Origin of the sequence: Nocardia gipuzkoensis (genome assembly GCF_021183645.1) — a bacterium.
Taxonomy (GTDB): domain Bacteria; phylum Actinomycetota; class Actinomycetes; order Mycobacteriales; family Mycobacteriaceae; genus Nocardia; species Nocardia abscessus.
Window position 1 is genome coordinate 2557610 of sequence record NZ_CP089225.1, and the last position, 24937, is coordinate 2582546.

The following is a 24937-nucleotide window of genomic DNA, read 5'->3' on the forward strand; positions in this document are numbered from 1 at the left end:
GTCAAACCGTGCCCGTTGCCGCCGTGAGAGCTGTCCAAGGGGTTGGCATTTGTCGTCCGAAGTGAACGAGGAGTTCGGCGGGGGGACGTCGCGGCCGGTGGTATGTCACGAGCGTTCGTTCTCACCCGACGAGTACACCGATGTAGAACTGTTGCGAGCGCATGTCCGCGGTCAACGGCACGCGTTCGCCGAGCTGCTGCGCAGGCACAACGATCACCTCTGGCAGACCGCGCTGCGCACGTCCTACACGCGCGAGGACGCGGCCGATTCGCTGCAGGACGCGCTGTTGTCGGCGCATCGCACGGCTGCCTCGTTCCGCGCGGAATCAGAGGTGCGCAGCTGGTTGCACGCGATCGTGGTGAATGCCTGCCTGGACCGGATCCGGCGCAACAAGACCAGGCGCGCGTTGTCGCTGTCACCGGAGACGATGCCCGAGCCCAAGCACGACCGCGACGAGATGGCCGAGGTGGAGATGTCGATGGTCATCGACCGCGCCCTGTTCTCGCTGCCTCCGGATCAGCGGACCGCGCTCGTCACGGTCGATGTGGAGGGGTATAGCGTGGCCGAGGCAGCCGCCTTGCTCGGTGTGCCCGAGGGAACGATCAAGAGCCGGTGCGCTCGCGCGCGGCAGCGGTTGAAAGAGCGATTGGATTTTCTGCGTGATCCGGGGAACCGGAGGTAGTTGGGATGCGTCATTAACAGTGACGAACCACTGAACGATTCACAGGCAGCTCCCGACGGCGAGGGGCTTCCCGCGATGTCAGATGCGAACAACGGAGGTGCGATGGCGACCAGGTCCGTGCCGCAGCCCCCGTTCGCGTCCGAATTGCTGGCTGACCTGCACGCCGACAATGTGACGCCGCAGCAGCGCGAGCAGTTGTGGCCTGCGGTCTCGCGTGACTCGGAGGCGGTGGCGTACCTGCGCGCGCTGGATGACGTCAGCGCCGAGTTACGTGCTCTCGGCCGGAATGAGCGCATCATTCATTCGATGCCGGAGGATGTGGCGGCCCGGCTCGCTTCGTTCGTCGACGGACTCGAGCCGCCCGAGAACGCTTCCGCGCAGGGCGCCATGGTGCACGAGCTTCCCCGCACAGGCGCGATCGAATCCGCTGCGGCAACAAACGTTTCCGAATCCGCGCCGGTGGCTCTCGATGAGCGTCGGCGCGGCAGATTGCGCTGGCTCGCGGCGGCGGCCGCGGCGGTCGTCACGGTGGCGGGCATGGGTGTCTGGTTCTCGACGTTGCGCGACGACGAGGCCACCGCGCCCACCGCGCAGCCGACCACCGGGAACAGCGATTGGGGCGACGATCTCACCGCCGGCATGGCCCTCAGTGCGCTCGGACGGCACAGCGTCACCGGAGCCCTGTCCACCCCGGACGCGCTCGAGCGTTGTGTCCGGGCGAACGGTCTGAACCGCAAGGTCCTCGGGTCGACCGACATCCGATTCCAGGGCGGCAACGCGGTCCTCATCCTGCTCACCGGCCCGCAGCCGCCCGAGATCACCACGCTGGCGCCGTCGCACAAGATCACCGCGCTGGTCGTCGGAACCGGTTGCGGTACAGGTGATCCACAGCGCAGAGCGCTGCAGGACATCGGCTGACATTGCGACCTCGACCACGTGGGCGGTGTGACCCCGGCAACGCGGGAACAACAGCCATTACCCTGTTGTTGACCGACATGTCCGAACGAATCTTCCCGAAAGGGCCCCATGAGCGAGCGAAGCGAGCGAACAAGCGACACCGGCACGCGAGTTCGCGACCTGATCATCGTCGGCTCCGGACCTGCCGGCTACACGGCCGCCGTCTATGCGGGCCGCGCCGAGCTCCAGCCGCTGCAGTTCGAGGGGACCCAGTTCGGCGGTGCGCTGATGACCACCACCGAGGTCGAGAACTTCCCCGGCTTCCGCGAGGGCATCATGGGCCCGGATCTCATGGAGGAGATGCGCGAGCAGGCCAAACGGTTCGGCGCGGAGATCCGCACCGAAGACGTGGACGCCATCGACCTGACCGGCCCCGTCAAGAAGGTCGTCGTCGGCGGCGAGACCTTCGAGGCCTATGCGGTCATCCTCGCCATGGGTTCGGCCGCGCGCTACCTGAACGTTCCGGGTGAGCAGCGGTTGCTCGGCCGCGGCGTCAGCGCCTGCGCCACCTGCGACGGCTTCTTCTTCAAGGGCCAGGACATCGTGGTGGTCGGCGGCGGCGACTCCGCGATGGAGGAGGCGACGTTCCTCACCAAGTTCGCCTCCAGCGTCACCATCGTGCACCGTCGCGAGGAATTCCGTGCCTCCCGCATCATGCTGGAGCGCGCCAAGGCGAACGAGAAGATCAAGTTCGTGCTCAACGCCGAAGTGGCCGAGGTGCACGGTGACAGCAGCGTCACCCACCTGACCCTGCGCGACACCCGCACCGGCGAGACCTCCGACCTGCCCGCCACCGGCCTGTTCGTCGCGATCGGCCACGATCCGCGCAGCGAGCTGGTCAAGGGCCAGGTAGCACTGGACGACGAGGGATACGTGCTGGTGCAGCACCCGACGACCGCGACCGACATCCCGGGCGTCTTCGCCGCGGGCGATCTGGTCGACCACACCTATCGCCAGGCGATCACCGCCGCGGGCACCGGCTGCCGAGCGGCCATCGACGCCGAGCGCTGGCTGGCCGACCAGGGCGACATCACCTCGAACACCCTCGATCACGCGGGTGAGTCGGTGGCCGTCCCCGCCAACTGAGCTCGCGCCGTCCGAGCTGCTGATCTTCTGTTTCGCTGTATCGCAAGGAGAACATTCATGTCCAAGTCCGCCAACACGGTCGTCGTCACCGACGCGTCCTTCGCCGACGACGTGCTGCTGAGCGAGAAGCCTGTCCTCGTCGATTTCTGGGCCGACTGGTGCGGGCCGTGCAAGATGGTCGCGCCCGTCCTCGAGGAAATCGCCGGCGCGCACGCGGACAAGCTGACCATCGCGAAGCTGGACGTGGACGCCAACCCGAGCACCGCCCGCGATTATCAAGTCCTCTCGCTGCCCACTATGATGCTTTTCCGCGGTGGTAAGCCGGTCAAGCAGATCGTCGGAGCGAAGGGCAAAGCGGCTCTTCTGCGCGAACTCGAAGACGTTATCTGACGACGCGATCCGACGACGCGCCGTAGGATGCCTGGACCCGGGATTGTCGAAACCCGGTCCGGGTCTGAGACAATCGACCGACGTTCCGGTCGTGCGAAGGTGTATCCCATCGCATGAGTGGGTACCCGCGGGTTGACGGAAGGAAAGGGCTCTCACGCATGCACCGACTTCGTCACGGCGATTCCGGTCCAGCCGTAGCAGAGGTTCGGAGCACCTTGGCAAGCCTCGGGTTCCTACACGCGCACGTCGCTACCGACCAGTCGGACGCACGCGAGTATTGGAAGGACACCGAAGTCTCCTTCGATCACTACCTCGACTCCGCGGTTCGCGCTTTCCAGCAGCATCGCGGTCTGCTCGTCGATGGTGTGGTCGGCCCGGCGACCTACCGGGCGCTGAAGGAGGCGTCGTATCGGCTCGGCGCGCGAACGCTGATCTATCAGCTGTCCGCGCCGCTGTACGGCGACGACGTGGCCACGCTCCAGCGCAGGCTGCAGGACCTCGGCTTCTACGTGCACCGCGTCGACGGCTACTTCGGTCCGCATACCCATGACGCCCTGACCGCGTTCCAGCGTGAGATCGGGCTTTCGGCCGACGGCATCTGCGGTCCCGATACGCTCCGCTCGCTCGACCTGCTCGGTGCCAGGGTGACCGGTGGCAACCCGCACCGGATCGCCGAGGAAGAGGTCGTGCACCGCGCGGGTCCTCAGCTGACCGGCAAGCGGATCGTCATCGACCCCGGTCTCGGCGGTCCGGACAAAGGTTTCGGCGTGCCCACCGAATACGGCGACGTCTACGAGTCGGAAATCCTGTGGGACCTCGCGAGCCGTCTGGAAGGGCGGATGGCGGCCACGGGGATGGAGACCTTCCTGTCCCGGCCGTGGGGGGCCAACCCCACCGACGCCGAACGCGCGGATACCTCCAACGCGTTCGACGCCGACCTGATGATCTCGCTGCGCTGTGCCACCAATCCGAGTCCGCTGGCCAACGGCGTCGCCGGGTTCTACTTCGGCAACTCGCACGGCTCGGTCTCCATGATCGGCCAGGTGCTGGCCGGCTTCATCCAGCGGGAAGTCGTCGCGCGAACCTCGTTGCAGGACTGCCGTACCCACGCGCGGACCTGGGATCTGTTGCGCCTCACCAAGATGCCCACCGTGCAGGTCGACATCGGTTATCTGACGAACGATTACGACGCCTCGGTACTCACCAACCCGCGCATGCGCGACGTGATCGCCGAAGCCATTCTCATCTCGGTGAAGCGGCTGTACCTGCTCGGCCAGGACGACCAGCCCACCGGCACATACACTTTCGCGGAATTGCTGGCCGAAGAGCTGGCCGCCGCCGACCGGATGTAGCCCGGTCCGCTCCGCAACGCGAAGCGCCCCCTGCCTTTCGGAATCGGCAGGGGGCGCTTCGATGTCTGTCTCAGCGCGCCCCGATGCGGGTCGGTGCGGTCATAGATGCCGCCGCGAGCAGTTGGTCCAGCGCCCGTTCGACGTCTTCCTTCCAGCCGTGGTCGGAGTCGAGCTCCAACCGCAGCCGCGGGAAGCGGTGATGCGGGGCCACCACCTCGAAGCCCACGTCTTCCAGGAAGTCGGCGTCGATCATGCAGCCTTCGGGCGAGCATTCGGTCGCAGCGCTCGCGGCGCTCGCCCCCTTGATCGGAGAGACGATCCGCTCCAGCAAAGTCATCGAGCCGAACCGCTCGGCCAGCGCATGCGTCGGCGGCTCGGTGCGGATGCCGAATGCCTCCAATGCGCGCACGCCGCGTCGCACCAGATCGGCCACCACGGCCTGGATCAGGAGGTGGGCAACATCGGCATCATGGTAGGGGAATTCGGCCCGCAGCGTGGTCAGCAGGACCGCGTCCGGGCTCACAGGGGAGGTGGGGAAGAGGGTCGACCTCGGTACCGCGCTCGGTGGTGCGTAGAGGGCACACCCGGCCACGTTGCCGTCCACGTTCGCTACCTGCCCGCACGAACCCCACTCCAGCATGACCGTGGACAGCCAGGCTTCCTTCTCGAAGACCGGATCGCTGAAGTTGCGCGAATCCTCCGCCACCGCGGGGTCCATCTCCCAGAAGACACAGCGGCGCGCATGCGCGGGAAGCTTTTCCAGTCCGCCGAGGGTTAGTGCTGTGACGCTGGTCGACACCGCTCTGCTCAGCCTCCAGCTGTCCGATTCATCCACGCTCACGTCGCATCAAAGTTTGCTCGCCAGCAAGAATAAGCGATCAACGGGAACCCGCCTCATTCCATGTCGCTGTGCTGTTGGTCAGAAGAACTTGTGTTGCTTCGCCGAGGGCGACGCGCGCTCCGCAGCCGCGCGAATCCGTGCCGTCACAGTGACGTTTCGGCCCGGGACCAGCACACCTATCGAAACCACAAGTTGAATTTCGTCACTTCTGTCACACGTCGGGTGCGTTCTGCTCCATCAGGGCGACGATGCGTTCGAGGTCTTCGACCGACCCGAACTCGACGACGATCTTGCCTTTGCGCTTGCCCATGCTCACGAGGACCCGGGTGTCGAAGGAGCCGGACAGTCGATCGGCCACGGCTTGTAAGCCTGGCATCTCGATCGGCTTGCGCCGGGCGACTGGAGAGGGCGCGGCAGCGTCCTGCTCTCGGTTCGCCAGCATGACGGCTTCCTCGGTAGCCCGGACCGAGAGTCCCTCGGCGACGATTCGGGCGGCGAGCACCTCTTGAGCGTCCGCACCCGCTTCGAGACCGAGCAGTGCTCGCGCGTGCCCGGCGGACAGTACGCCCGCCGCGACCCGGCGCTGCACCGGGATCGGCAACTTCAGTAGACGGATCATATTCGTCACCACCGGGCGAGAGCGGCCGATTCGGGCAGCCAATTCCTCGTGGGTGACGTCGAATTCTTCCAGCAACTGCTGATAGGCCGCCGCCTCTTCGAGCGGATTCAGCTGCACCCGGTGGATGTTCTCCAGCAGGGCATCGCGCAGCATCGACTCGTCCGCGGTCTCCCGGACGATCGCCGGGATGGCAGCCAGGCCGGCCTCCTGGCAGGCCCGCCAGCGCCGCTCACCCATAACCAGCTGATAGCGGTCCACGCCCGGCTCGGTCCGGCGCACCACGATCGGCTGCATCAGTCCGAATTCACGGATCGAATGCACCAGTTCGGCCAGTGCGTCTTCCTCGAAGACCGTGCGCGGCTGCTTCGGGTTCGGCTCGATCTGGTCGGGCGGGATCTCCCGGTAGACGGCGCCGCCGACCTCGAGTTCGGCATTCTCCGCGGGATCGGGTACCCGATGCAGATAGGCGGAGGGGGGCTGCGGCCCGATCGGATCCAGACCGATGACACTCGCAGCGGCGCTGCTGAGACCCGGTGTGGCCGTCGGTGTCGTCGGGATCAGCGCGGCAAGACCACGCCCGAGCCCACCCTTCTTAGCCTGACTCATCGGTCTACCGACCCCTTCCTCGTTCCGCCACCAAACCGGACTGTGCCGAGCGTCGACTCGGCTGACCGAGTCACTCCGCCGACTTCGCCGCGGCGGCGTGCGGGGCTACCGCGCGGGCCGCCATCTCACGTCCGGCATCCAGGTAGCTCATCGCGCCCCGGGAGCCTGGATCATAATCGAGCACCGTCATGCCGTAACCCGGCGCCTCCGACACCTTTACGCTGCGCGGGATCACCGACCGCAGCACGACGTCGCCGAAGTGTCCGCGGACCTCCTCGGCGACCTGGTCGGCCAGCTTGGTGCGGCCGTCGTACATCGTGAGGATCACGGTGGAGACGTGGAGTTCCGGATTGAGGTGCGCCTGCACCAAGCCGATATTGCGGAGCAACTGACCGACACCCTCGAGTGCGTAGTACTCGCACTGGATCGGGATCAGCACCTCCTTCGCCGCGACGAGGGCGTTCACCGTCAGCAGCCCCAGCGAAGGCGGGCAATCGATCATCACGTAATCGATGTCGTAGCCGGCGATATTCGCCTCCTGGATGGCGGCTTTCAGCCGACCTTCCCTGGCCACCATCGACACGAGTTCGATCTCGGCGCCCGCCAGATCGATGGTCGCGGGGATGCAGAGGAGGCGTTCGCTGTGCGGGCTCGTCTGGATCGCGTCTCGGACCGAGACCTCGCCGATGAGCAACTCGTAGCTGGAGGGAACACCCGAATGATGCTCGATACCCAGGGCGGTACTGGCGTTGCCCTGCGGATCGAGATCGATCACGAGAACCGTCATCCCCTGGTGTGCCAGGGCGGCCGCCAGATTCACGGCGGTGGTCGTCTTCCCGACGCCGCCTTTCTGATTGGCGATGGTGATGATGCGTTGCTCGTGCGGTTTCGGCACAGTCACCTTTCCTGGATGGAGGACCTGACTTGCACGTTGCGCTTCGGCAGCTATCGGGGTCTCACTGGGGGAGATGTGCCCGAACGGTGTGCTTCCAAATGCCTCCGCGTCGAAATTGCTGGAGTCCAGCATCCCCGGCACGCGCGACGTCGTTTCCCGTGAAACATTCGCCGGACCGCTCGACATAGACAGCTCCTAACCCGAGAAACTTCAGAACACGCGCGCCCGACGGGACGGGTCGACACCATGCCAGCAACAGCCTTTGTCGGATCGAACACGATGCGCAACCGGTTCCGCGGCGCCCGATCGACCGAGCGGAGCTGCTCGCCGCTGTGACAACCAGATCCCTCCGTGGCATCCACGCTCACGCCCGACGACCACTAGCTTGCCAGCACTGAGCGCTTTACGAAAGCTGAATCGCGGCGAGGCGCAAAGCGACACGCAAAACCGCACGATTTCACTCCAACGCGCGCGCTGTTTCACATGAAACATTGCCCGCAGACCGATGTTCCCGGCGGATCGACAGCTGCCCGGCTGCGCGCGGATCGGCGGATACCGGATAGCTACTCGCAGCGCCGGTTTGGTGGTGCACTCGGTTCGCGTGCTCCGGGCCAGAGACAGCGCATCGATGTCCTTGCTGCGGCCGCACCTGATCCCGATACGCCGATCCGCGACTGTGCGAACGAAAGCGGCCGTCTGGTGCCCCCGCCGCGGTGTCAGTCGCGGTGCGAACCTCAACGCGGTCGTGTCGGATCGTGTGGACGGCGGCGCCGACCGGTGGCGGTCGACCGGGCAACTGATCGGCCCTCGAAAGCTAGATCAAAGAAGGTGGCCTCAGCTGGATGCCCGACGACATCGGCCGCCTCCGAGCCGAGGAAGCGAGAGCGCGTCTGCTTTCCGACTCTCTCGCGGTCGTTCCGGCGGGCGATGTTTCACGTGGATCATGCGGTGTGATTCTCCCGAGCCCCCGAAGAAAGTCGCGCGACGGGCGACCGGCCTGCTCGATTGCACCGTGCGGACGGAACGCCTTCGCCGTGGCTTCCAGAGCGTTGCACGTCTCTCTGCACAGACCGCCTCCTCGCCTCCAATCTCCCCACGCAGTCGCGAACACCGACCCAGCGACACGTCCACTGGGGCGATCTCGGCAAGGCCGCCCGACGCGCTGATCACTTCCGAGGAGCATTCAGCAAGGTGCTGTCGAATGTAGCCCTCGCACTGACTGTGCCGAGGTCTTCTCCGCACGACGCAATATCCAGTGAACGAGATGAAGAGAACCCGTGCGCTCGGTGGAATGTTTCGTCGACATGCTGTGCCCGTCCCGTTGGGAGAGCCGATCTGCCCGGGCTTGTCGGCCCACGTGACTGAAAGCGCGGCTCAGCGCGATCGGCCGCTGCCGGTCTGATTCACGTGAAACATCCACGGCGAGGTCGCGGGTGCGCCCGCAACGTGGCAGAAGGGGGTCAGGCGTACCGTGTGGTTGTGCGACTGAATGGTCGGGTGGCCGTGTGGTCCGGAGTTCGCGATCAGCCTGCCGCTGGGTTCTGCACCCGTGGAGCGCACCCATGAGGGAGCGCCCGCGATCGGCCTGCAACGTGGACGCCACGAAAGGCTGACGTGCGCTGGCCAGCTCGCGTGGGCCAGCTCGCGTGGGCCAGGTTGAAAGCACTGGGTGATTGCGGTGCGCCGCAATGCCCGACCTGTCTCGCAGTGCCCGACCGGTGCCGCAGTGCCCGATCTGCGCCGCGGTAGTCGGCGAGTTCCCGATCGACAGCGTGCGTTGGGCGGTGGCCGTGTGACTCGGATGCCTCGGGTGCTCTTCAGGGGCCCGGGTGGTCCGGGCCCGCTGGGACGTATGCGTTCGCCGGGTGGTCAAAGTCGGGGGTCGTCTGCGGCGGTTCGAGCTAGCAACTGTGTGGGAACTGGGAGGCGGACAGGGGTCTACGCCGCAGCGAAGGACGACGCTTGGGAACGCAGTGGAGGCGTCTCGTCCCTACGGTGCAACCGAGGTGTCCCGACGGGCGCCTCCATCGGTGCTGCTGCTACGGAGGAGTCATCGCACAGCGTGCTTCACGTGAAACATCGTCCGCCAGATAGCTCAAGAGAGTTGGAAGGCGAAAGGTGGTTTCCTTTCGCGACAGGCCGGACTGCCGATGTCGTCTTGTCTCCAGCTCGGGTCATCCTCATCGACCTAGCCTTCGGGGGAGAGGCTGGCTGTACCGGCACCCTGGTTCGGCCTGTCGTCCGCTCGAGCCAGCTGGACGATGCGCACGCAGGCGAGGTGGTCTGCAGCGCCGACTTCTCGATGTCTCCTTCAACCGCGTCAGCCGGAGATACAGGTATGCGCCCCGGGCGGAGCGAAAGTGGTTCACCGGAGTGGTCGGCTCTGTCCAGTGAAAGATGATCGCGCTGCGCGATTGTGGCGGATGCGCGTGGGCTGACACACGCATGGGCTGACACACGCGCGGCCTCCATGCACGGGGCGGGACCGGGCGGGACTTCGCCGCTCTACTCGCGGCGTCATCACGATCGGCCGGTGCCCTAGTGGACGGGCACCCTTGGTGGTGGGCTTGCGCTGGGCAGGCATGGGTGTACGACCGGAGTCCGTATGGCCGGGCAATGGGATGTGCAACAAGATGGTCTGACGCGGTCGGTGACCGGCCCTGCGATTGAGTGCTCCCGATCGCGCGTGCGGGGCTAACGCGAGGAGCGCCGCTGTTGCCAGTGCTGCCGAGCCAGTCTGGATTCACGTGAAACATCCGAGAGCGGTTCGTGGCGCATCCTCTGGAGGTCTACACCGTCGACGGTTCGGCGCGCCTTGATTCACGTGAAACATCGAAGACTCGTGGACCGGTCTTTAGGGTCCTCACAGTCGCAGCGCTGCCGGTGATACGGCGAGCATGGGACAGGCGGCTTAGGAACCTGAGCTGGGTCACTGCAGAAGGAGGCGAAGTTCGAGCAGGACGCGCGGAGGGCCGACACTGAACCGATCGACGTCAAGCAGCGCCGGACGCCCGCTGCTACCGGTCGCGGTCGTGCGGACAGGCGACAGATCGGCGACGGATGTGCGCCGGTGATCAGCCAGCCGCATGACGAGGACTCCGGGCGCATCGGGCCTGAGCGCAGAACCCTTCGGGCGTTTCCGCACTCGATCCACTCACAGCCCGCGACCATCATCGTGCCAGCAATCGAGCGGATTCCGATCTTGCTCGCCAACCTCACGGCCTGCAAACCCACGCCATTACGTCAGTGTGACGAAACGATCCCAGGCTCCAGGATCCAACCCGCAACCTTCGCGATCCAGCGCGGAGAAACAGGTAGCGGGCGGTAGTCTACGGCCCGTGCGACCCCGCACCACGTCGACTACCCAGACGGACTTACTCGCCCTTCCGTGCAGCCCTCTTAGGACGCCCGCTCTCCGTCGCTGCGGCTCGGGCCGCCTTCTCGCCGCGTTCGACCGCTCGTTCGGCGCGCCGCCTCGAGGTGCGCTCGGCGCGTGGGAGCCGCTCGGCGCTGATCACCATGGTCGGCGTGGACACCAGGCCGGCGCCGCATTCCAGCACCACCGCATTGCCGGCCCCGGCTTTCGCCAGGGCCTCGCCATCGCGCGCGAGTTCCTCCGCGGCGCTGGCGCCCTTGAGCGCGAGCATGTGCCCGTGGTCGCGGAGGAGGGGAAGTGACCACTGGGCGAGTTTCCCGAGCGGAGCCACCGCACGGGACGTGACGACATCCGCGCCGCCGGCTTCCTTCATCACACCGGACTGTTCGGCACGCCCGCGTACCACCGTGACGTCCAGGCCGACGGCTTCGATGAACTCGCTCAAGAAGATGGTTCGGCGCAGCAGCGGTTCGACCAGGGTGATCCGGAGGTCCGGCCGCGCAATGGCAAGCGGAATGCCGGGCAAACCAGCGCCGCTGCCGATATCGACTACAGACGCGCCTTCGGCGATCAACTCACCGAGTACCGCGCAGTTGAGTATGTGGCGATCCCAGAGGCGAGGCACCTCGCGCGGACCGATCAGCCCGCGCTCCACGCCCGCGGTCGCGAGTGCCGTGCAATATCGACGCGCGAGATCGAGTCGGTCGCCGAAGACGGTGGCCGCCGACACGGGGGGCTCCGACTCCGCGGGAACCGCGGCGGTTCCACCGAGATCTCGTTCCACGTGAAACATCCTTCCGAACTCGGGTCGATCTACGTGCGAGCAATCGGGCACCGGACACGAACAAGGCCCCCGGTCCGAAGACCAGAGGCCCTATCCAACCACTACCCAGGCGGGGCGCGAAACATGCCGCCCGCTTCGGGAATACCGTCGCTCAGCCGGGAACGACCACCACGTGGCGGTTCGGTTCGACGCCTTCGCTCTCGCTGCTGACGCCTTCCACCGCGGCCACGGCGTCGTGCACGATCTTGCGCTCGAACGGAGTCATGGCCGCGAGCGACTCCGGCTCACCGGACTCCAGCACGCGCTGCGCCGCAGCCGCGCCGAGTTCGCTCAGTTCGGACCGCCGCTTCGCGCGCCAGCCCGCCACGTCCAGCATCAGGCGGCTGCGCACGCCGGTCGTCTGCTGGACGGCGAGGCGAGTCAGTTCCTGCAGGGCGTCGAGCACCTCGCCGTTGCGGCCGACGAGCTTCGTCAGGTCACGGCCGCCGTCGATGCTCACCACGGCACGGTCGCCTTCGACGTCGAGATCGATGTCGCCGTCGAAGTCGAGCACGTCGAGCAACTGCTCGAGGTAGTCGCCGGCGATCTCGCCTTCCTCGATGAGAGCTTCCTCGGTATCACTCACGGCATCGCCGGTGTCCGCCCCGGCGTTCACCATCGTCGTCGCCACGGTGGCGTCCCCTCCGTCGGTCTCCACAGTCATTTGATTTCCTTCATCTGCTCATCGCGCGCGCCGGGCAATCGCCGCCGGGCGGTATTCGCGATCAAGGGTTGCTCAGTGCTCCAGGCGGGCGGCTCGTCCCGCCGATCATGAGGTCAGCGCCTGCGCTTCTGGTTCGCCCTGCCCCGGTTGCCCGGCCGTTTCTGGCCCGCTGGACGGCGTTGCCCCGATGCCTGCTTCGACGGCTTAGCGGTGCCGTTCGTCGACGGAGCAGCGGTGTCCTCGTCCGGTGCGGTATCGGTGGCGGATGCCGGCTTCTTCTTGACGTTGACCGGTTTGGCGCCGGGCTTCGGCGCGTTCTGCGCGCGCTGCTCCAGCTTCGCCTGCTTCTTGGCTTCCTCTTCCTTCTCCATGCGGCCGAAGACGAGGTGCTGCTGCCCGTAGGTCCAGATGTTGTTGGCGACCCAGTAGAGCAGGATGGCGATCGGCAGGAACGGACCACCGACGAGCACGCCGAGCGGGAACACCCAGAGCGCGAGCTTGTTCATCATCGCGGCCTGAGGGTTGGCCGCAGCTTCCGGTGTCTGCCGCGCCACGGAAGCGCGCGCGTTGAAGTGGGTGGCCAGACCGGCGATGACCATCAAGGGGATCGCGACGAGCGCGATGCTCAACCGGCTCGGCACGCCGCCGTAATCGGCGAACGCCTGCAACTCGCTGACGGGTGTGGTGATGAACGCCGAGATCGGTGCGCCGAAGATGCGCGCGCTCAGGAAGGACTGGACGTCGGTGGCGCTGAACACATAGTTCGCGGTGTTCGCGTTCTGCTCGGGCGTCAGGCCCAACTGCCCGAAGCCGTGACCGGTTCGGTTGAACGAGCGCAACACGTGGAACAGTCCGAGGAAGACCGGCACCTGGGCGAGGATCGGCAGGCAACCCATCAGCGGGTTGAAGCCGTTCTCCTTCTGCAGCTTCTGCATCTCGAGCGCCATCTTCTGGCGATCGTTCTTGTACTTCTTCTGCAGCTCTTTGATCTGCGGCTGCAATTCCTGCATCTGCTTGGTGGTGCGCACCTGCTTGACGAACGGCTTGTAGAGCACCAGGCGCAAGGTGAACACCAGGAACACCACGGCCAGCGCCCAGGTGAGACCGTTGTCCGCGCCGAACGCGAACCCGAAGACCCGATGCCAGAACCAGAGGATCCAGGACACCGGGTAATAAATGAAGTCGAGCACGGCTCTATGCACTCCCGTCGTTCGTGTCGCCGATCACCGCGTGCGGCGATCCTTTACAAGCGTTCGGCTCCGACCGAGGTCCGGCGGGCAGGCTCGGGTCCTGCGGCGCCGCGTCGGTCGCTGCCCCGTCCGCCGGATCGGCGCGCACGGTGCTCCGCGTCCGTTCCGGGACGGGGTCCCACCCACCAGGGTGCCAGGGCGCGCATTTGGCCAAGCGCACGACCGTCAGTCCGAGCCCGATGAACATGCCTCGGGTGCGTAGTGCGGTCACCGCGTACTCGCTACAGGTCGGTGTGAATCGGCACACCGGCATGCGGGTGGGGGAGACGTAGGTCCGATACAGCTCGATCAGAAAGATCAGCACGTTCGCGGGCAGTCTGGCGATCGTCGCCGAGCGGCTCATACCGAACCACCCGTTGCCACGCCCGCCGCGGCGCCGACGCCGAGCTTGCGCAGGGCGGTGCGCAGTTGGCGCAGCAGGTCCTCCGACGACGCCGTAGCCGCGCCCGGGAGCGCACGGATCACGACATCGGTCCCGGGTGGCACTTCATCGACCACCTGGGCGCACATATGACGCAGGCGGCGGGCCACGCGATGTCGAATCACCGCGTTGCCCACCGCCTTGCTGACGATCAGCCCGAAGCGCGGTCCGCCTACGCGGACCAGCACGTCGTCCGGGATCTGATCATGTCGTCCCTTCGCGCCCATACCTCCGTCATACTCGTGCACGAGCGCATGCACGACCAGATCGCGCCTCCCGATTCGCTGGCCGCGGCGCACCGTCCGGGAGAAGTCGGCACGATGATGCAACCGATACGGCTCAGGCAACACCCGAGCGTCCGAGAGCGAAGATCAGGCAGTGAGGGAATCGCGGCCCTTACGGCGACGCGCCGAAACGATGGCGCGGCCCGCACGGGTGCGCATCCGGAGGCGGAAGCCGTGAACCCGCGCCCGACGACGGTTGTTCGGCTGGAACGTCCGCTTGCCCTTGGCCACGGTCAACACTCCTCGAGTAGGCGGGCACCAGGTAGTGCCCGAAGCTTGTCGGTGATACGTATATTGCGCGAATGAATCGCAGGTCTGGTCATCATCGGCGCGCGTCGGTCCTGGCGCACAGTCGGTCGATCACGACCTAAACGCGGTCAGCACAAGACCGCCACCGCACCAAGGGGTGACTGTACGAGGGTACTGATCGGCTCGGGTCGGGTCAAACTCGCCCCACCCCATCGGCCCGGTCCCGACGACCAGGCAGAACCGGCTCCCGCGTCAGGCTTTTTGGCAATGACCGTGACCTCGTCCACACCCCTAGCCATCGCGCCGCCGGGGCCGGTAGGCTGCTTAGCCAGGCGATTGCTACAGAACCGCAGGTCGTGGCGTTGCTCCTCTCGCGCGTACGCGCGTTCCACAGCTCCCCAGGGTTCTCCACATCTGTGGATAATTGTGTGGAAAGACCCCTGGAGTGGCATATTCGTAGGGCCGACGGTGCCACGCCGCTGTCCAGATGGGGGACCCGGGCAGCGTCCGAACCGGTTACGGACGCACGCAGGATCACGGGACCGACCAAGAGCGTCGCACTCCACGCGTGCCCCGGCCGTCTGCTCCTATCGACCTACTCCGGGGAGGAAACTGCATGGACGACGAGCAGAACGTGTTGGCCACCGTATGGCCCGAGGTTGTCACCGAGCTGACCACCGGCTCACCCGACGGCGCGATTCCTCCGGTGACCCGAGCACAGCAGGCCTGGCTGAAGCTGGTCAAGCCGCTGACGGTCGCACAGGGGTTCGCCCTGCTCTCGGTGCCCTCGTCACTGGCTCAGGAGGCCATCGAACGCGATCTGCGCGAGCCCATCCTCCGTTCCCTCGCCCGTCGGCTCGGTCCCCAGGTGGAAGGACTCGGTGTGCGCATCGCCGCCCCGACGACTCCGACCGTCGACCGGCAGACCAACACGCCACGGCACGCGCGGATGACGAGCAGGCCCGAGCGCACCAGGGAAGGCCGCGGCCCCGCCGCCTATCCCGGTTCGGAATTCCCCGGCCGGGATGCCTACCCGGGGCCGCGTTATGCACAGCCCGCCGACTTCGCACAGGCCTCGCCGTATCACGACGGCTCCGACTACCCGGGCACCGAATACGGCCAGGACTTCGCACCGCCGGAGGAGTACCGCCAGTCCGATTACGCCCACGCCGACTACCCGCCGCGCGGCGAGTACTCCACGACGGCCGAGCTGCCGACGATGTCCGGGCCGGACGTCGCCCCCCGCCGCGAGTCCGGGCTCCCGCCGCGCCGGGAGCCGGCCATCCCGCCGGGGCAGGAGTCTTTGTTCAATCCCGAACCGTCCCCGGGCGGCATGCGCAATCCGATCCGCGCTCAAGTACGCGAAACCACCGACGACGACACGGGACTGGCCCACGATCCGGTGCGTGAGCCGGTGGGTGACCACCAGCGCGGCGATCACGACGACGAGCCCGTGGTGAACGTCCGTAACTCCTGGCCCACCTACTTCGCCAAGTCGCAGGAAACGCCTGCTCCTTCGACGTCCTCGGCCAGCCTGAACGCGAAGTACACCTTCGAGACCTTCGTCATCGGCGCGTCCAATCGTTTCGCCCACGCTGCCGCCGTCGCCATCGCCGAAGCCCCCGCCCGCGCCTACAATCCGCTGTTCGTCTGGGGCGCTTCGGGGTTGGGCAAGACCCACCTGCTGCACGCGGCGGGCCACTACGCGCAGCGTCTGTTTCCGGGCATGCGGGTCAAATACGTGTCGACCGAAGAGTTCACCAACGACTTCATCAACAGCCTGCGCGACGACCGCAAGGTGGCGTTCAAGCGCCGCTACCGCGAGACCGACATCCTGCTGGTCGACGACATCCAGTTCATCGAGGGCAAGGAAGGCATCCAAGAGGAGTTCTTCCACACCTTCAACACCCTGCACAACGCGAACAAACAGATCGTCGTCTCCTCGGACCGTCCGCCCAAGCAGCTGGCCACGCTGGAGGAGCGGCTGCGGACGCGATTCGAGTGGGGCCTGATCACCGACGTGCAGCCGCCGGAGCTGGAGACGCGCATCGCCATCCTGCGCAAGAAGGCGCGGATGGACCGGCTCGATGTGCCGCACGACGTGCTGGAGCTGATCGCCAGCCGGGTGGAGCGCAACATCCGGGAGTTGGAGGGCGCGCTGATCCGAGTGACCGCGTTCGCCTCGTTGAACGGCCAGCCCCTGGATCTGCCGCTGGCCGAAGTGGTGTTGCGCGATCTGATGCCGGACACCGCGACGCTGGAGATCAACGCGGCCACCATCATGGCCGTCACGGCGGAGTACTTCAACACCACCTTGGAAGAGCTCACCGGTCCCGGCAAAGCGCGGCCGCTGGCGCAGGCCAGGCAGATCGCCATGTACCTGTGCCGTGAGCTGACCGATCTATCCCTGCCGAAGATCGGGCAGGCGTTCGGCCGCGACCACACCACGGTGATGTACGCGGAGAAGAAGGTGCGCAAGGAGATGACCGAGCGGCGCCGCGTCTACGACCAGGTGCAGGAACTCACAGCCCGGATCAAGCAGCGTTCCCGCTGAGCGCTATACACACCTGAGCACCGCCCCTGACCTGGGGCGGTGCTTTTTTGTGCCTGTGGATTCCTCGAGGAATTCTTGTGGAGTCCTCGAGGAATCCCCTGGTTTGTCCACCGATTCGTGCACAGGCTGGGGCGATGGCCCCCGCGGGTTCCCTCACAGGCCGAATTCAACAGTTTCCCCAGGCTCGGTTGCGCACAGGCGCTGACCAGCGGAGTGTCCGGATCAGGCCCTGTGGATTCCTCGAGGAGTCCATGTGGAGTCCTCGAGGATTCCTCGAGCTGTCCACGATTTCGTGCACATGTGTGAACAACTGGGTGAATCCGGTGGAACAACTCGAGGAGTGCTCGAGGATGAATCTGGGACAACCTGGGAACTCCACAGACGCCTCGTGTTCATCCTCGAGACACCCCATAGCCATCCCCACGGCACCACGCCCTCTGACCAGCAGATTCGGCCGCAGTCCACAGAATCCACAGTGCCTACTACTACTTCAGTTCTTCTCATTAGAGATCTCTCTTGAAAACAGGGTGTGTGGAAAGTCGGTCGAGCAGCGCACCTTCGGCACCGGGCGGGTTTCCCGCAAGGACGACAGCGCGGACGGAACACGGACTCGTCGATCCGATGGGCGATCGGGGCACGCGATCCGCGTCGCCATGGCGTGTGCGGCGATCCCGCGTGGCCGCCCTCTCGTCCCTGCTCCGGACGTGACCGTCCGTCACGCCGGAGGGTCGGGCTAGGTGCACGTCCCGCGCGCGGGTACGGTTTGATGTCGGTCGCCTGTGCCAGACTGCGAAGGCGGCCGATTCGGCAGGACCCTTTCGAGCACCGACACTGACGAGCCGACAACAGATCACGGAACCGGGAGAGGACAGATCGGGCCATGGAGCTTGCAAGCATGAAGTTTCGGGTCGCCCGCGAGGATTTCGCCGAGTCCGTCGCCTGGGTGGCGCGCAGTCTTCCGTCCCGGCCTCCGGTTCCGGTGCTCGGCGGTGTACTGCTGGTCGCCGACGAGGACGGTCTCACCGTGTCCGGCTTCGACTACGAGGTCTCCGCGCAGGTGCGGGTCGCCGCCGAGGTCGCCGGCCCCGGCCAGGTGCTCGTCTCCGGTCGTCTGCTGGCCGACATCACCAAGGCGCTGTCCAACAAGCCGGTCGACGTCTCGGTGGACGGCACCCGCGTCCTGATCGCCTGTGGCAGTGCGAAGTTCTCGCTGCCCACCATGCCGGTCGAGGACTATCCCCAGCTGCCCGAGGTGCCACAGCAGACCGGTGAACTGAGTGTGGAGGTCTTCGCCGAGGCCGTCGGTCAGGTCGCCGTCGCCGCGGGCCGGGACGACACCTTGCCCATGCTGACCGGTATCCGGGTGGAGATCGAGGGATCGCAGGTCGTTCTCGCGGCGACCGACCGGTTCCGCCTCGCCGTCCGGCACATCGAATGGCAGCCCGCGCGCGCCGACATCGAGACTTCGGTGCTGATTCCGGCCAGGACGCTGTCGGAAGCCGCCAAGACACTCGGCCCCTCCGACGCTCCCGTTCAGCTGTCCCTCGGCAGCGGCGCGGGGTCGGACGGACTGCTCGGCATCGTGAACGCGGGCCGCCGGACCACCACCCGCCTGCTCGACGCGGAATTCCCCAAGTTCCGCCAGTTGCTCCCCAAGGAGCACACCTCGATCGCCACCCTTGCCGTCGCCGCGCTCACCGAAGCGATCAAGCGCGTCGCGCTGGTCGCCGAGCGAGGCGCCCAGGTGCGGCTGGAGTTCTCCGCCGACGGCCTGCTGCTGTCCGCGGGCGGTGACGACGCGGGCCGGGCCGAGGAATGGCTGGAGGCCGATTTCCGCGGCGAATCGCTCACCATCGCGTTCAATCCCGGTTACCTCATCGACGGCTTGTCCGCGCTGCACGCGGACCGGGTCACCTTCGGATTCACCACGCCGAGCAGGCCGGCGGTGTTGCTGCCCGCGTCCGAGGAAGAGCCCGAGGCGCTCGATTCCGGGACGTTCGCGGCGCTGTCGAGTCCGTACATCTACCTGCTGATGCCGGTCCGGCTCCCGGGCTGATCCCCTGTGCACGAGTGGGTATCGTGCGGATCCGCGCCGCGTGATCCAGTGCGGGTGAGCGGCCACGCCGCTGGAGAATCCCCAGCGACGTCGGAGAACTCGGTTTCGGCGGGTCTGGGGGCAGACGTTATCCACAGGTGTTCCACAGGGGTGCGGCCAACAGCACGGCATTCGTCGGACGCGGTGCCGACGTGCCGTTCGGCGGAAATGTCCGCTTCGGCCCAGGCAGGGGCACGATAGCGGATGTTCGTCCGAACTCTGTCGGTGCGTGACTTCCGCTCGTGGGAGCATGCGGAACTCGAATTATCCCCAGGTCGAACCGTTTTCTTGGGATCGAACGGCAACGGTAAGACAAACCTGCTGGAAGCGATCGGCTATCTCGCCACCCTGGGTTCGCATCGTGTCGCCACGGAAGCTCCGTTGATCCGCACCGGGACCGAGCGAGCCCGGATCGGCGCCACGGTGGTCAACCTCGGCCGCGAGCTGCGCATCGATGTCGAGCTGAACCAGGGCAGCCCCAATCGCGCGCAGATCAACCGCTCACCGGTCCGCCGGACCAGGGAGATCCTCGGGATTCTGCAGACGGTGTTGTTCGCGCCGGAGGATCTCGCACTGGTGCGCGGCGATCCCGGGGAACGCCGTCGATTCATGGACGAGTTGTGCACAACCCGCCTGCCCAGATTGGCCGCGGTCCGCGGCGACTACGACCGGGTCCTGCGCCAGCGTTCGGCGCTGCTGAAAACCGCCGGGCGCCAAGCCAGATCGAAGGCGGATCTCAGCACCCTCGACGTCTGGGACGGGCACCTGGCCGAGCATGCCGCCGTCCTGCTCGCACAGCGGCTGCGCTTGGTGCACGATCTCGCGCCTTATCTCGCCCGGTCCTATGCCTCGATCGCTCCGGAGTCGCGGCCGGCCTCGATCGTCTATCGCAGCGCCGCGCTGCCCCCAGAGTTCCTGGATCCGGCCAGACCGCCACGCCCGGAGGACACCGGGGACCTGGAGGCGATCGTGCTGCGCGAACTCGCCGCCGCGCGACCGAAGGAACTCGAGCGCGGGGTGTGCCTGGTCGGCCCGCATCGCGACGAACTGGACCTGATGCTCGGGGATTCCCCCGCGAAGGGATTCGCCAGCCACGGTGAATCCTGGTCGTTCGCGCTGGCCCTTCGGTTGGGCGCGTTCGAACTACTGCGTGCCACCGGCGCCGAACCGGTACTGCTGCTCGACGATGTGTTCGCCGAACTCGATCGCCGTCGCCGCGCCGCGCTCGCGGCCGTCGCGGCGGACGCGGAGCAAGTGCTGATCACGGCGGCCGTGCCGGAGGACGTGCCCGCCGAGCTGGCTGCCGTGCCGCTGCGGGTGGAAACCGCGGGCGGCCCCGATAGCCGTGTCTCGCGGATCGTTCAGGGCGGGTCCGAGAGCGGCGAATCGGGGAACGACGATGCCGAGTATCCGCCGCTCGAGCGAGAGGGAGATCCGCTCACCGGTGCGCCGGAATCCCGCACACCATAGTTATCCACAGGAGGAATGGACAGGTGATCCGAGCGTCGGCGTCGGCCGCTCCCGTCCACGACAGTGACCTGTCATCGGGAAGACCGCTCGAGCTTTCAACAGCCGAATCCGATTCCCTAACACCTGTGGAAAACTCCTCCGGCCATGACGGAACGATTCTGTGGAACGTGACTTGGCAACAGCCGAGCAAGCGACCCGTGTCGTTGGGAAATCCGGCCTTCTGGGCGTCGAACAGGGCATTTTGGCACGCCGGATCAGTGGTCGGCCCACATGGTCTGCGGGACTGGCAACCTTCCGTACAGGCTGGGGACAACTTGAACAAAACTGGGGACAAACTACCGGCCGCGAAGGGAGAGGGGCGATGAGCGATCAGCCCGCGGAACCCGAATCCGCAGGCCCGGAGCCTGAATTGCGCGGGATCGATCTGGCGCGGCGGGCCCTGGAGGAGGCGCGCGCCGCGGCACGGGCGAGCGGCAAGGCGGTCGGGCAGGGGCGTTCGTCGCCCCAGCGCAGGCTGCGGGCCGGCGGCCGCAGGCGGACCGGCTGGTCCGGCGCAGGCCCGGACGACCGTGATCCACAGCCGCTGTTCAAGCTGACCGGCTCCATCGCCAAGAACCGCGGATGGTCGAACAAGGTGGCCGAGGGCATGGTGTTCGGCCGCTGGGCGGCAGTGGTCGGCGAGGACATCGCCGCGCACGCCACGCCGGTCACCCTGAAGGACGGCGTGTTGAGCATCGCCGCCGAGTCGACCGCTTGGGCGACCCAGTTGCGCATGCTGCAGGGCCAGATCCTCGCGAAGATCAACGCCGCCGTCGGCCAGGGCGTGGTGACCTCGCTGAAGATCTCGGGGCCTGCGGCGCCGAGCTGGCGCAAGGGCGAGCGTCATATCAAAGGTCGCGGACCCCGCGACACCTACGGGTGACCACCCCGAGCGGTATCTGATACTTGGTGTTACGTTTACCTTGTGCCAGCGTTTCACGTGGAACGCCTCGCCCGACGTCGCGCCCGGAGCTCGCCACGTCGGATCGGAATCGTCCGGGCAGAAGGGGGTTCGATGACCATCACCACGGCGGTCGGCCCATTTCCGGCGACCGCGACCCGGACCGTTCGCCGGGACGACGTCGAACTAGCGGTCTTCGAATGCGGCAATCCCCAGGGGGTGCCGGTCCTGTTGATCCACGGGTGGCCCGATACCCATCTGCTGTGGAGCCGGGTGGCCGCCCTACTCGGCGGCCGGTACCGCGTGATCGCCTTCGACAACCGGGGCGCGGGCGACAGTTCGATGCCGACCGCGGTCGAGGCATACCGGATCGAGGAGCTCGCGGCCGATGTTCGCGCGGTCATCGACGCGGTGGCGCCGGGCGAACGGGTGCATGTGCTCGGACACGACTGGGGATCGGTGATCGGGTGGGAGGTGGTCGCCGCCGCGGAGGCCGCCTCGGCAATCGCGTCGTTCACCTCGGTGTCGGGTCCGAATCTGGACTTCCTCGGCGCCTACCTGCGTGGCCCTCTCACCGCGGCTCGGCTGCGGGGCGCGCTAGCCCAAGCCGTCGCCTCGGCCTACACCGTCGCGTTCCAGATCCCCAAGTTGCCGGATCCGGTGCTGCGGCTGTTGTCCGGCCGCTGGCCGCGCTTCCTCGCGTTCTTCGACGGCCTCGACCCCGCGCTGGTGGAGACGGCGCCGACGCTGCGCGCCGATATGATCAACAGTCTGAAGCTCTACCGTGCGAACATCCGCTCCCACCTGCGCCATCCGCGCCCGCGTCGGATCGAGGTGCCCGTCCAGCTGATCGTCGCCACCGGTGACCGTGCCGTGCGGCCGGTGGTGAACGCCGAGGCCGACCGATGGGTCCCGCGTTTGTCCCGGGTGGAGATACCGGCGCGGCACTGGTCGCCGATCTCACACCCGGCGGAACTGGCGCGGCACACCGCCGCGTTCATCGCTCGGATCGACGCCGGGCGCTGATCCGCGCCTACGATTCGCCACGCATCTCTCAGCCCACTTCTGATGGATCAAAAATGCCGCAAGGCTGATCCGAGTCGCCGAGATCCGTTTTCTCGCATCCACGGCGCTGTGAGGGGTGTCGTAGGTGGGCTGTAAGTTGGGTGTACCAGTAGGATGGTGACGTAACTAGCGGCGACACCTTCGGCGCGTTCCGCACAGTCCGCGCGTGGACCCTAATTCTCGAGCAGGCATATCGGGGCCTCACGCGCGCTGTCCGATCGCTCTATGCCGGGATCAGCAAGTAAGGAGAGCTACCGACCAGTGGCTGCCAAAGACTCCACCGCATCGGGTTCGACCAGAGCGACCGGGAAGCAGGACTACGGTGCCTCCTCCATTACGGTTCTCGAGGGGCTCGAGGCGGTTCGCAAGCGTCCGGGCATGTACATCGGCTCTACCGGTGAGCGTGGTCTGCACCACCTGATCTGGGAGGTCGTCGACAACTCCGTCGACGAGGCGATGGCCGGGTACGCGACGAAGGTCGAGGTCACCCTGCTGGCCGACGGCGGCGTCGAAGTGGTGGACGACGGTCGCGGCATCCCCGTGGCGATGCACGCCCAGGGCGTGCCGACCATCGAGGTCGTCATGACGCAGCTCCATGCGGGCGGCAAGTTCGACTCGGATTCCTACGCGGTGTCCGGTGGTCTGCACGGCGTCGGTATCTCCGTGGTCAACGCGCTGTCGAGTCGGCTGGAGGCCGAGATCGACCGCGACGGTTACCACTGGAGCCAGACCTACAAGGATTCCACCCCCGGCAAGCTGGTCCAGGGTGAGCCGACCAAGAAGACCGGTACGACCATCCGTTTCTGGGCGGACCCCGAGATCTTCGAAACCACCACCTACAACTTCGAGACGGTGGCCCGCAGGCTGCAGGAGATGGCATTCCTGAACAAGGGACTGACCATCAAGCTCACGGACGAACGCGTCAGCGAATCCGACGTCACCGACGAGGTGGTCAGCGAAACCGCCGAAGCGCCCAAGCACGCCGACGAGAGCGCCGCGCCCGCCGAGCACAAGGTGAAGACCCGGACCTATCACTATCCGGGCGGTCTGGAGGACTTCGTCCGCCACATCAACCGCACCAAGCAGGCGATCCACAACTCGGTCGTCGGGTTCACCGGCAAGGGCACCGGCCACGAGCTCGAGGTGGCGATGCAGTGGAACTCCGGTTACTCCGAGTCGGTGCACACCTTCGCCAACACCATCAACACCCACGAGGGCGGCACGCACGAAGAGGGCTTCCGCGCGGCGTTGACCACGGTGGTCAACAAGTACGCGAAGGACAAGAAGCTCCTCAAGGAGAAGGACGGCAACCTCACCGGTGACGACATCCGTGAGGGCCTGGCCGCCATCGTGAGCGTCAAGGTCGGCGAGCCGCAGTTCGAGGGCCAGACGAAGACCAAGCTCGGCAACACCGAGGTGAAGTCGTTCGTGCAGCGCACCTGCAACGAGCACCTCACCCACTGGTTCGAGGCCAACCCGGCCGACGCGAAGACCATTGTGAACAAGGCGGTCTCCTCGGCGCAGGCCCGTGTCGCGGCGCGCAAGGCGCGCGAGCTGGTGCGGCGCAAGTCCGCGACCGACCTGGGCGGCCTGCCCGGCAAGCTGGCCGACTGCCGGTCCAAGGATCCGAGCAAGTCCGAGATCTACATCGTCGAGGGTGACTCCGCGGGCGGCTCGGCCAAGTCCGGCCGCGACTCGATGTACCAGGCGATCCTGCCGCTGCGCGGCAAGATCATCAATGTCGAGAAGGCGCGAATCGACAAGGTTCTCAAGAACAACGAGGTCCAGTCGATCATCACCGCGTTCGGCACGGGTATCCATGACGAGTTCGACATCGGCAAGCTGCGGTATCACAAGATCGTGCTGATGGCCGACGCCGACGTCGACGGCCAGCACATCTCGACGCTGCTGCTCACGCTGCTGTTCCGTTTCATGCGCCCGCTGGTGGAGCACGGGCACGTGTACCTGGCGCAGCCTCCGCTCTACAAGCTCAAGTGGCAGCGCAGCGATCCGGAGTTCGCCTATTCCGATCGCGAGCGTGACGGTCTGCTCGAAGCGGGGCTCGCCGCGGGCAAGAAGATCAACAAGGACGACGGCGTGCAGCGCTACAAGGGCCTCGGTGAGATGAACGCCAAGGAGCTGTGGGAGACGACCATGGATCCCGCGGTGCGGGTGCTTCGTCAAGTGACGCTCGATGACGCGGCTGCTGCGGACGAACTGTTCTCGGTCCTGATGGGCGAGGACGTGGAGGCGCGTCGCAGCTTCATCACCCGCAATGCCAAGGACGTTCGCTTCCTCGACGTATAGGCCGGCGTGCG

At 66.5% G+C, this 24937-nt stretch carries 20 protein-coding genes; 11 read left to right on the top strand and 9 right to left on the bottom strand.

From position 1 onward, the window contains the following. The first annotated feature begins 97 nt into the window (after nt 1-97). From sigM to LTT66_RS11740, 5 genes are all read left to right on the top strand, one after another. Nucleotides 98-682, top strand: a complete 585-nt coding sequence (sigM, locus tag LTT66_RS11720) for an RNA polymerase sigma factor SigM (protein WP_233069151.1) — start codon at nt 98-100, stop codon at nt 680-682. Nucleotides 683-784: 102 nt separating this feature from the next. Next, nucleotides 785-1600, top strand: coding sequence for a hypothetical protein (locus LTT66_RS11725; protein WP_233066726.1), 816 nt, complete (start codon nt 785-787; stop codon nt 1598-1600). 108 nt (nt 1601-1708) lie between these two features. After that, nucleotides 1709-2725, top strand: a complete 1017-nt coding sequence (gene trxB, locus LTT66_RS11730; RefSeq protein ID WP_195067107.1) for a thioredoxin-disulfide reductase — start codon at nt 1709-1711, stop codon at nt 2723-2725. A gap of 57 nt (nt 2726-2782) precedes the next feature. Continuing rightward, nucleotides 2783-3115 (top strand): thioredoxin, encoded by a 333-nt coding sequence (gene trxA, locus LTT66_RS11735; protein ID WP_181722249.1) that lies wholly within the window; start codon nt 2783-2785, stop codon nt 3113-3115. A gap of 158 nt (nt 3116-3273) precedes the next feature. Further along, nucleotides 3274-4467 carry an N-acetylmuramoyl-L-alanine amidase gene (locus LTT66_RS11740; protein WP_181722250.1) on the top strand — a complete coding sequence of 398 codons (1194 nt, stop codon included), beginning with the start codon at nt 3274-3276 and terminating at the stop codon, nt 4465-4467. A 70-nt stretch (nt 4468-4537) separates the two neighbouring features. Here LTT66_RS11740 and LTT66_RS11745 read toward each other — a convergent pair whose 3' ends face one another. From LTT66_RS11745 to rpmH, 9 genes are all read right to left on the bottom strand, one after another. Next, on the bottom strand, nt 4538-5266 hold the full coding sequence (locus tag LTT66_RS11745; RefSeq protein ID WP_233069152.1) for a GNAT family N-acetyltransferase: 729 nt from the start codon (nt 5264-5266) through the stop codon (nt 4538-4540). Between the two features lie 253 nt (nt 5267-5519). After that, nucleotides 5520-6533, bottom strand: a complete 1014-nt coding sequence (locus tag LTT66_RS11750; protein WP_181722251.1) for a ParB/RepB/Spo0J family partition protein — start codon at nt 6531-6533, stop codon at nt 5520-5522. A 70-nt stretch (nt 6534-6603) separates the two neighbouring features. Continuing rightward, nucleotides 6604-7560 (bottom strand): ParA family protein, encoded by a 957-nt coding sequence (locus tag LTT66_RS11755; protein ID WP_228820416.1) that lies wholly within the window; start codon nt 7558-7560, stop codon nt 6604-6606. Between the two features lie 3242 nt (nt 7561-10802). Beyond that, a complete protein-coding gene (gene rsmG / locus LTT66_RS11760) occupies nt 10803-11597 on the bottom strand; it encodes a 16S rRNA (guanine(527)-N(7))-methyltransferase RsmG (protein ID WP_233066728.1) in 795 nt (264 codons plus the stop codon). A 142-nt stretch (nt 11598-11739) separates the two neighbouring features. Further along, nucleotides 11740-12246 (bottom strand): Jag family protein, encoded by a 507-nt coding sequence (locus LTT66_RS11765; protein WP_181722293.1) that lies wholly within the window; start codon nt 12244-12246, stop codon nt 11740-11742. Between the two features lie 158 nt (nt 12247-12404). Next, nucleotides 12405-13481, bottom strand: a complete 1077-nt coding sequence (gene yidC / locus LTT66_RS11770) for a membrane protein insertase YidC (RefSeq protein ID WP_195067104.1) — start codon at nt 13479-13481, stop codon at nt 12405-12407. 4 nt (nt 13482-13485) lie between these two features. After that, nucleotides 13486-13884 carry a membrane protein insertion efficiency factor YidD gene (gene yidD / locus LTT66_RS11775; RefSeq protein WP_233066731.1) on the bottom strand — a complete coding sequence of 133 codons (399 nt, stop codon included), beginning with the start codon at nt 13882-13884 and terminating at the stop codon, nt 13486-13488. Next, nucleotides 13881-14312, bottom strand: a complete 432-nt coding sequence (gene rnpA / locus LTT66_RS11780) for a ribonuclease P protein component (protein ID WP_233066733.1) — start codon at nt 14310-14312, stop codon at nt 13881-13883. Before rnpA ends, yidD begins: the two co-directional genes overlap by 4 nt. A 21-nt stretch (nt 14313-14333) precedes the next feature. Then, nucleotides 14334-14477, bottom strand: a complete 144-nt coding sequence (gene rpmH / locus LTT66_RS11785) for a 50S ribosomal protein L34 (protein WP_003942540.1) — start codon at nt 14475-14477, stop codon at nt 14334-14336. Nucleotides 14478-15111: 634 nt separating this feature from the next. On the opposite strand from rpmH, the gene dnaA reads away from it, so the two are divergent. The 6 genes from dnaA to gyrB all read left to right on the top strand — a co-directional run bounded on the left by dnaA (nt 15112) and on the right by gyrB (nt 24926). Next, a complete protein-coding gene (gene dnaA, locus LTT66_RS11790) occupies nt 15112-17049 on the top strand; it encodes a chromosomal replication initiator protein DnaA (RefSeq protein WP_233066736.1) in 1938 nt (645 codons plus the stop codon). A gap of 880 nt (nt 17050-17929) precedes the next feature. Next, complete coding sequence (dnaN, locus tag LTT66_RS11795) at nt 17930-19105, top strand: DNA polymerase III subunit beta (protein WP_233066738.1); 1176 nt, start codon at nt 17930-17932, stop codon at nt 19103-19105. Between the two features lie 243 nt (nt 19106-19348). Continuing rightward, entirely contained in the window at nt 19349-20614 is a 1266-nt protein-coding gene (gene recF / locus LTT66_RS11800; protein WP_233066741.1) for a DNA replication/repair protein RecF, read from the top strand. Nucleotides 20615-20975: 361 nt separating this feature from the next. Beyond that, nucleotides 20976-21536: a DUF721 family protein gene (locus LTT66_RS11805; RefSeq protein WP_195067100.1), complete on the top strand. Its 561-nt coding sequence runs from the start codon at nt 20976-20978 to the stop codon at nt 21534-21536. Nucleotides 21537-21668: 132 nt separating this feature from the next. After that, nucleotides 21669-22580 (top strand): alpha/beta fold hydrolase, encoded by a 912-nt coding sequence (locus LTT66_RS11810; RefSeq protein ID WP_233066743.1) that lies wholly within the window; start codon nt 21669-21671, stop codon nt 22578-22580. A 300-nt stretch (nt 22581-22880) separates the two neighbouring features. Beyond that, on the top strand, nt 22881-24926 hold the full coding sequence (gene gyrB / locus LTT66_RS11815; RefSeq protein ID WP_181722261.1) for a DNA topoisomerase (ATP-hydrolyzing) subunit B: 2046 nt from the start codon (nt 22881-22883) through the stop codon (nt 24924-24926). Nucleotides 24927-24937: the final 11 nt, after the last annotated feature.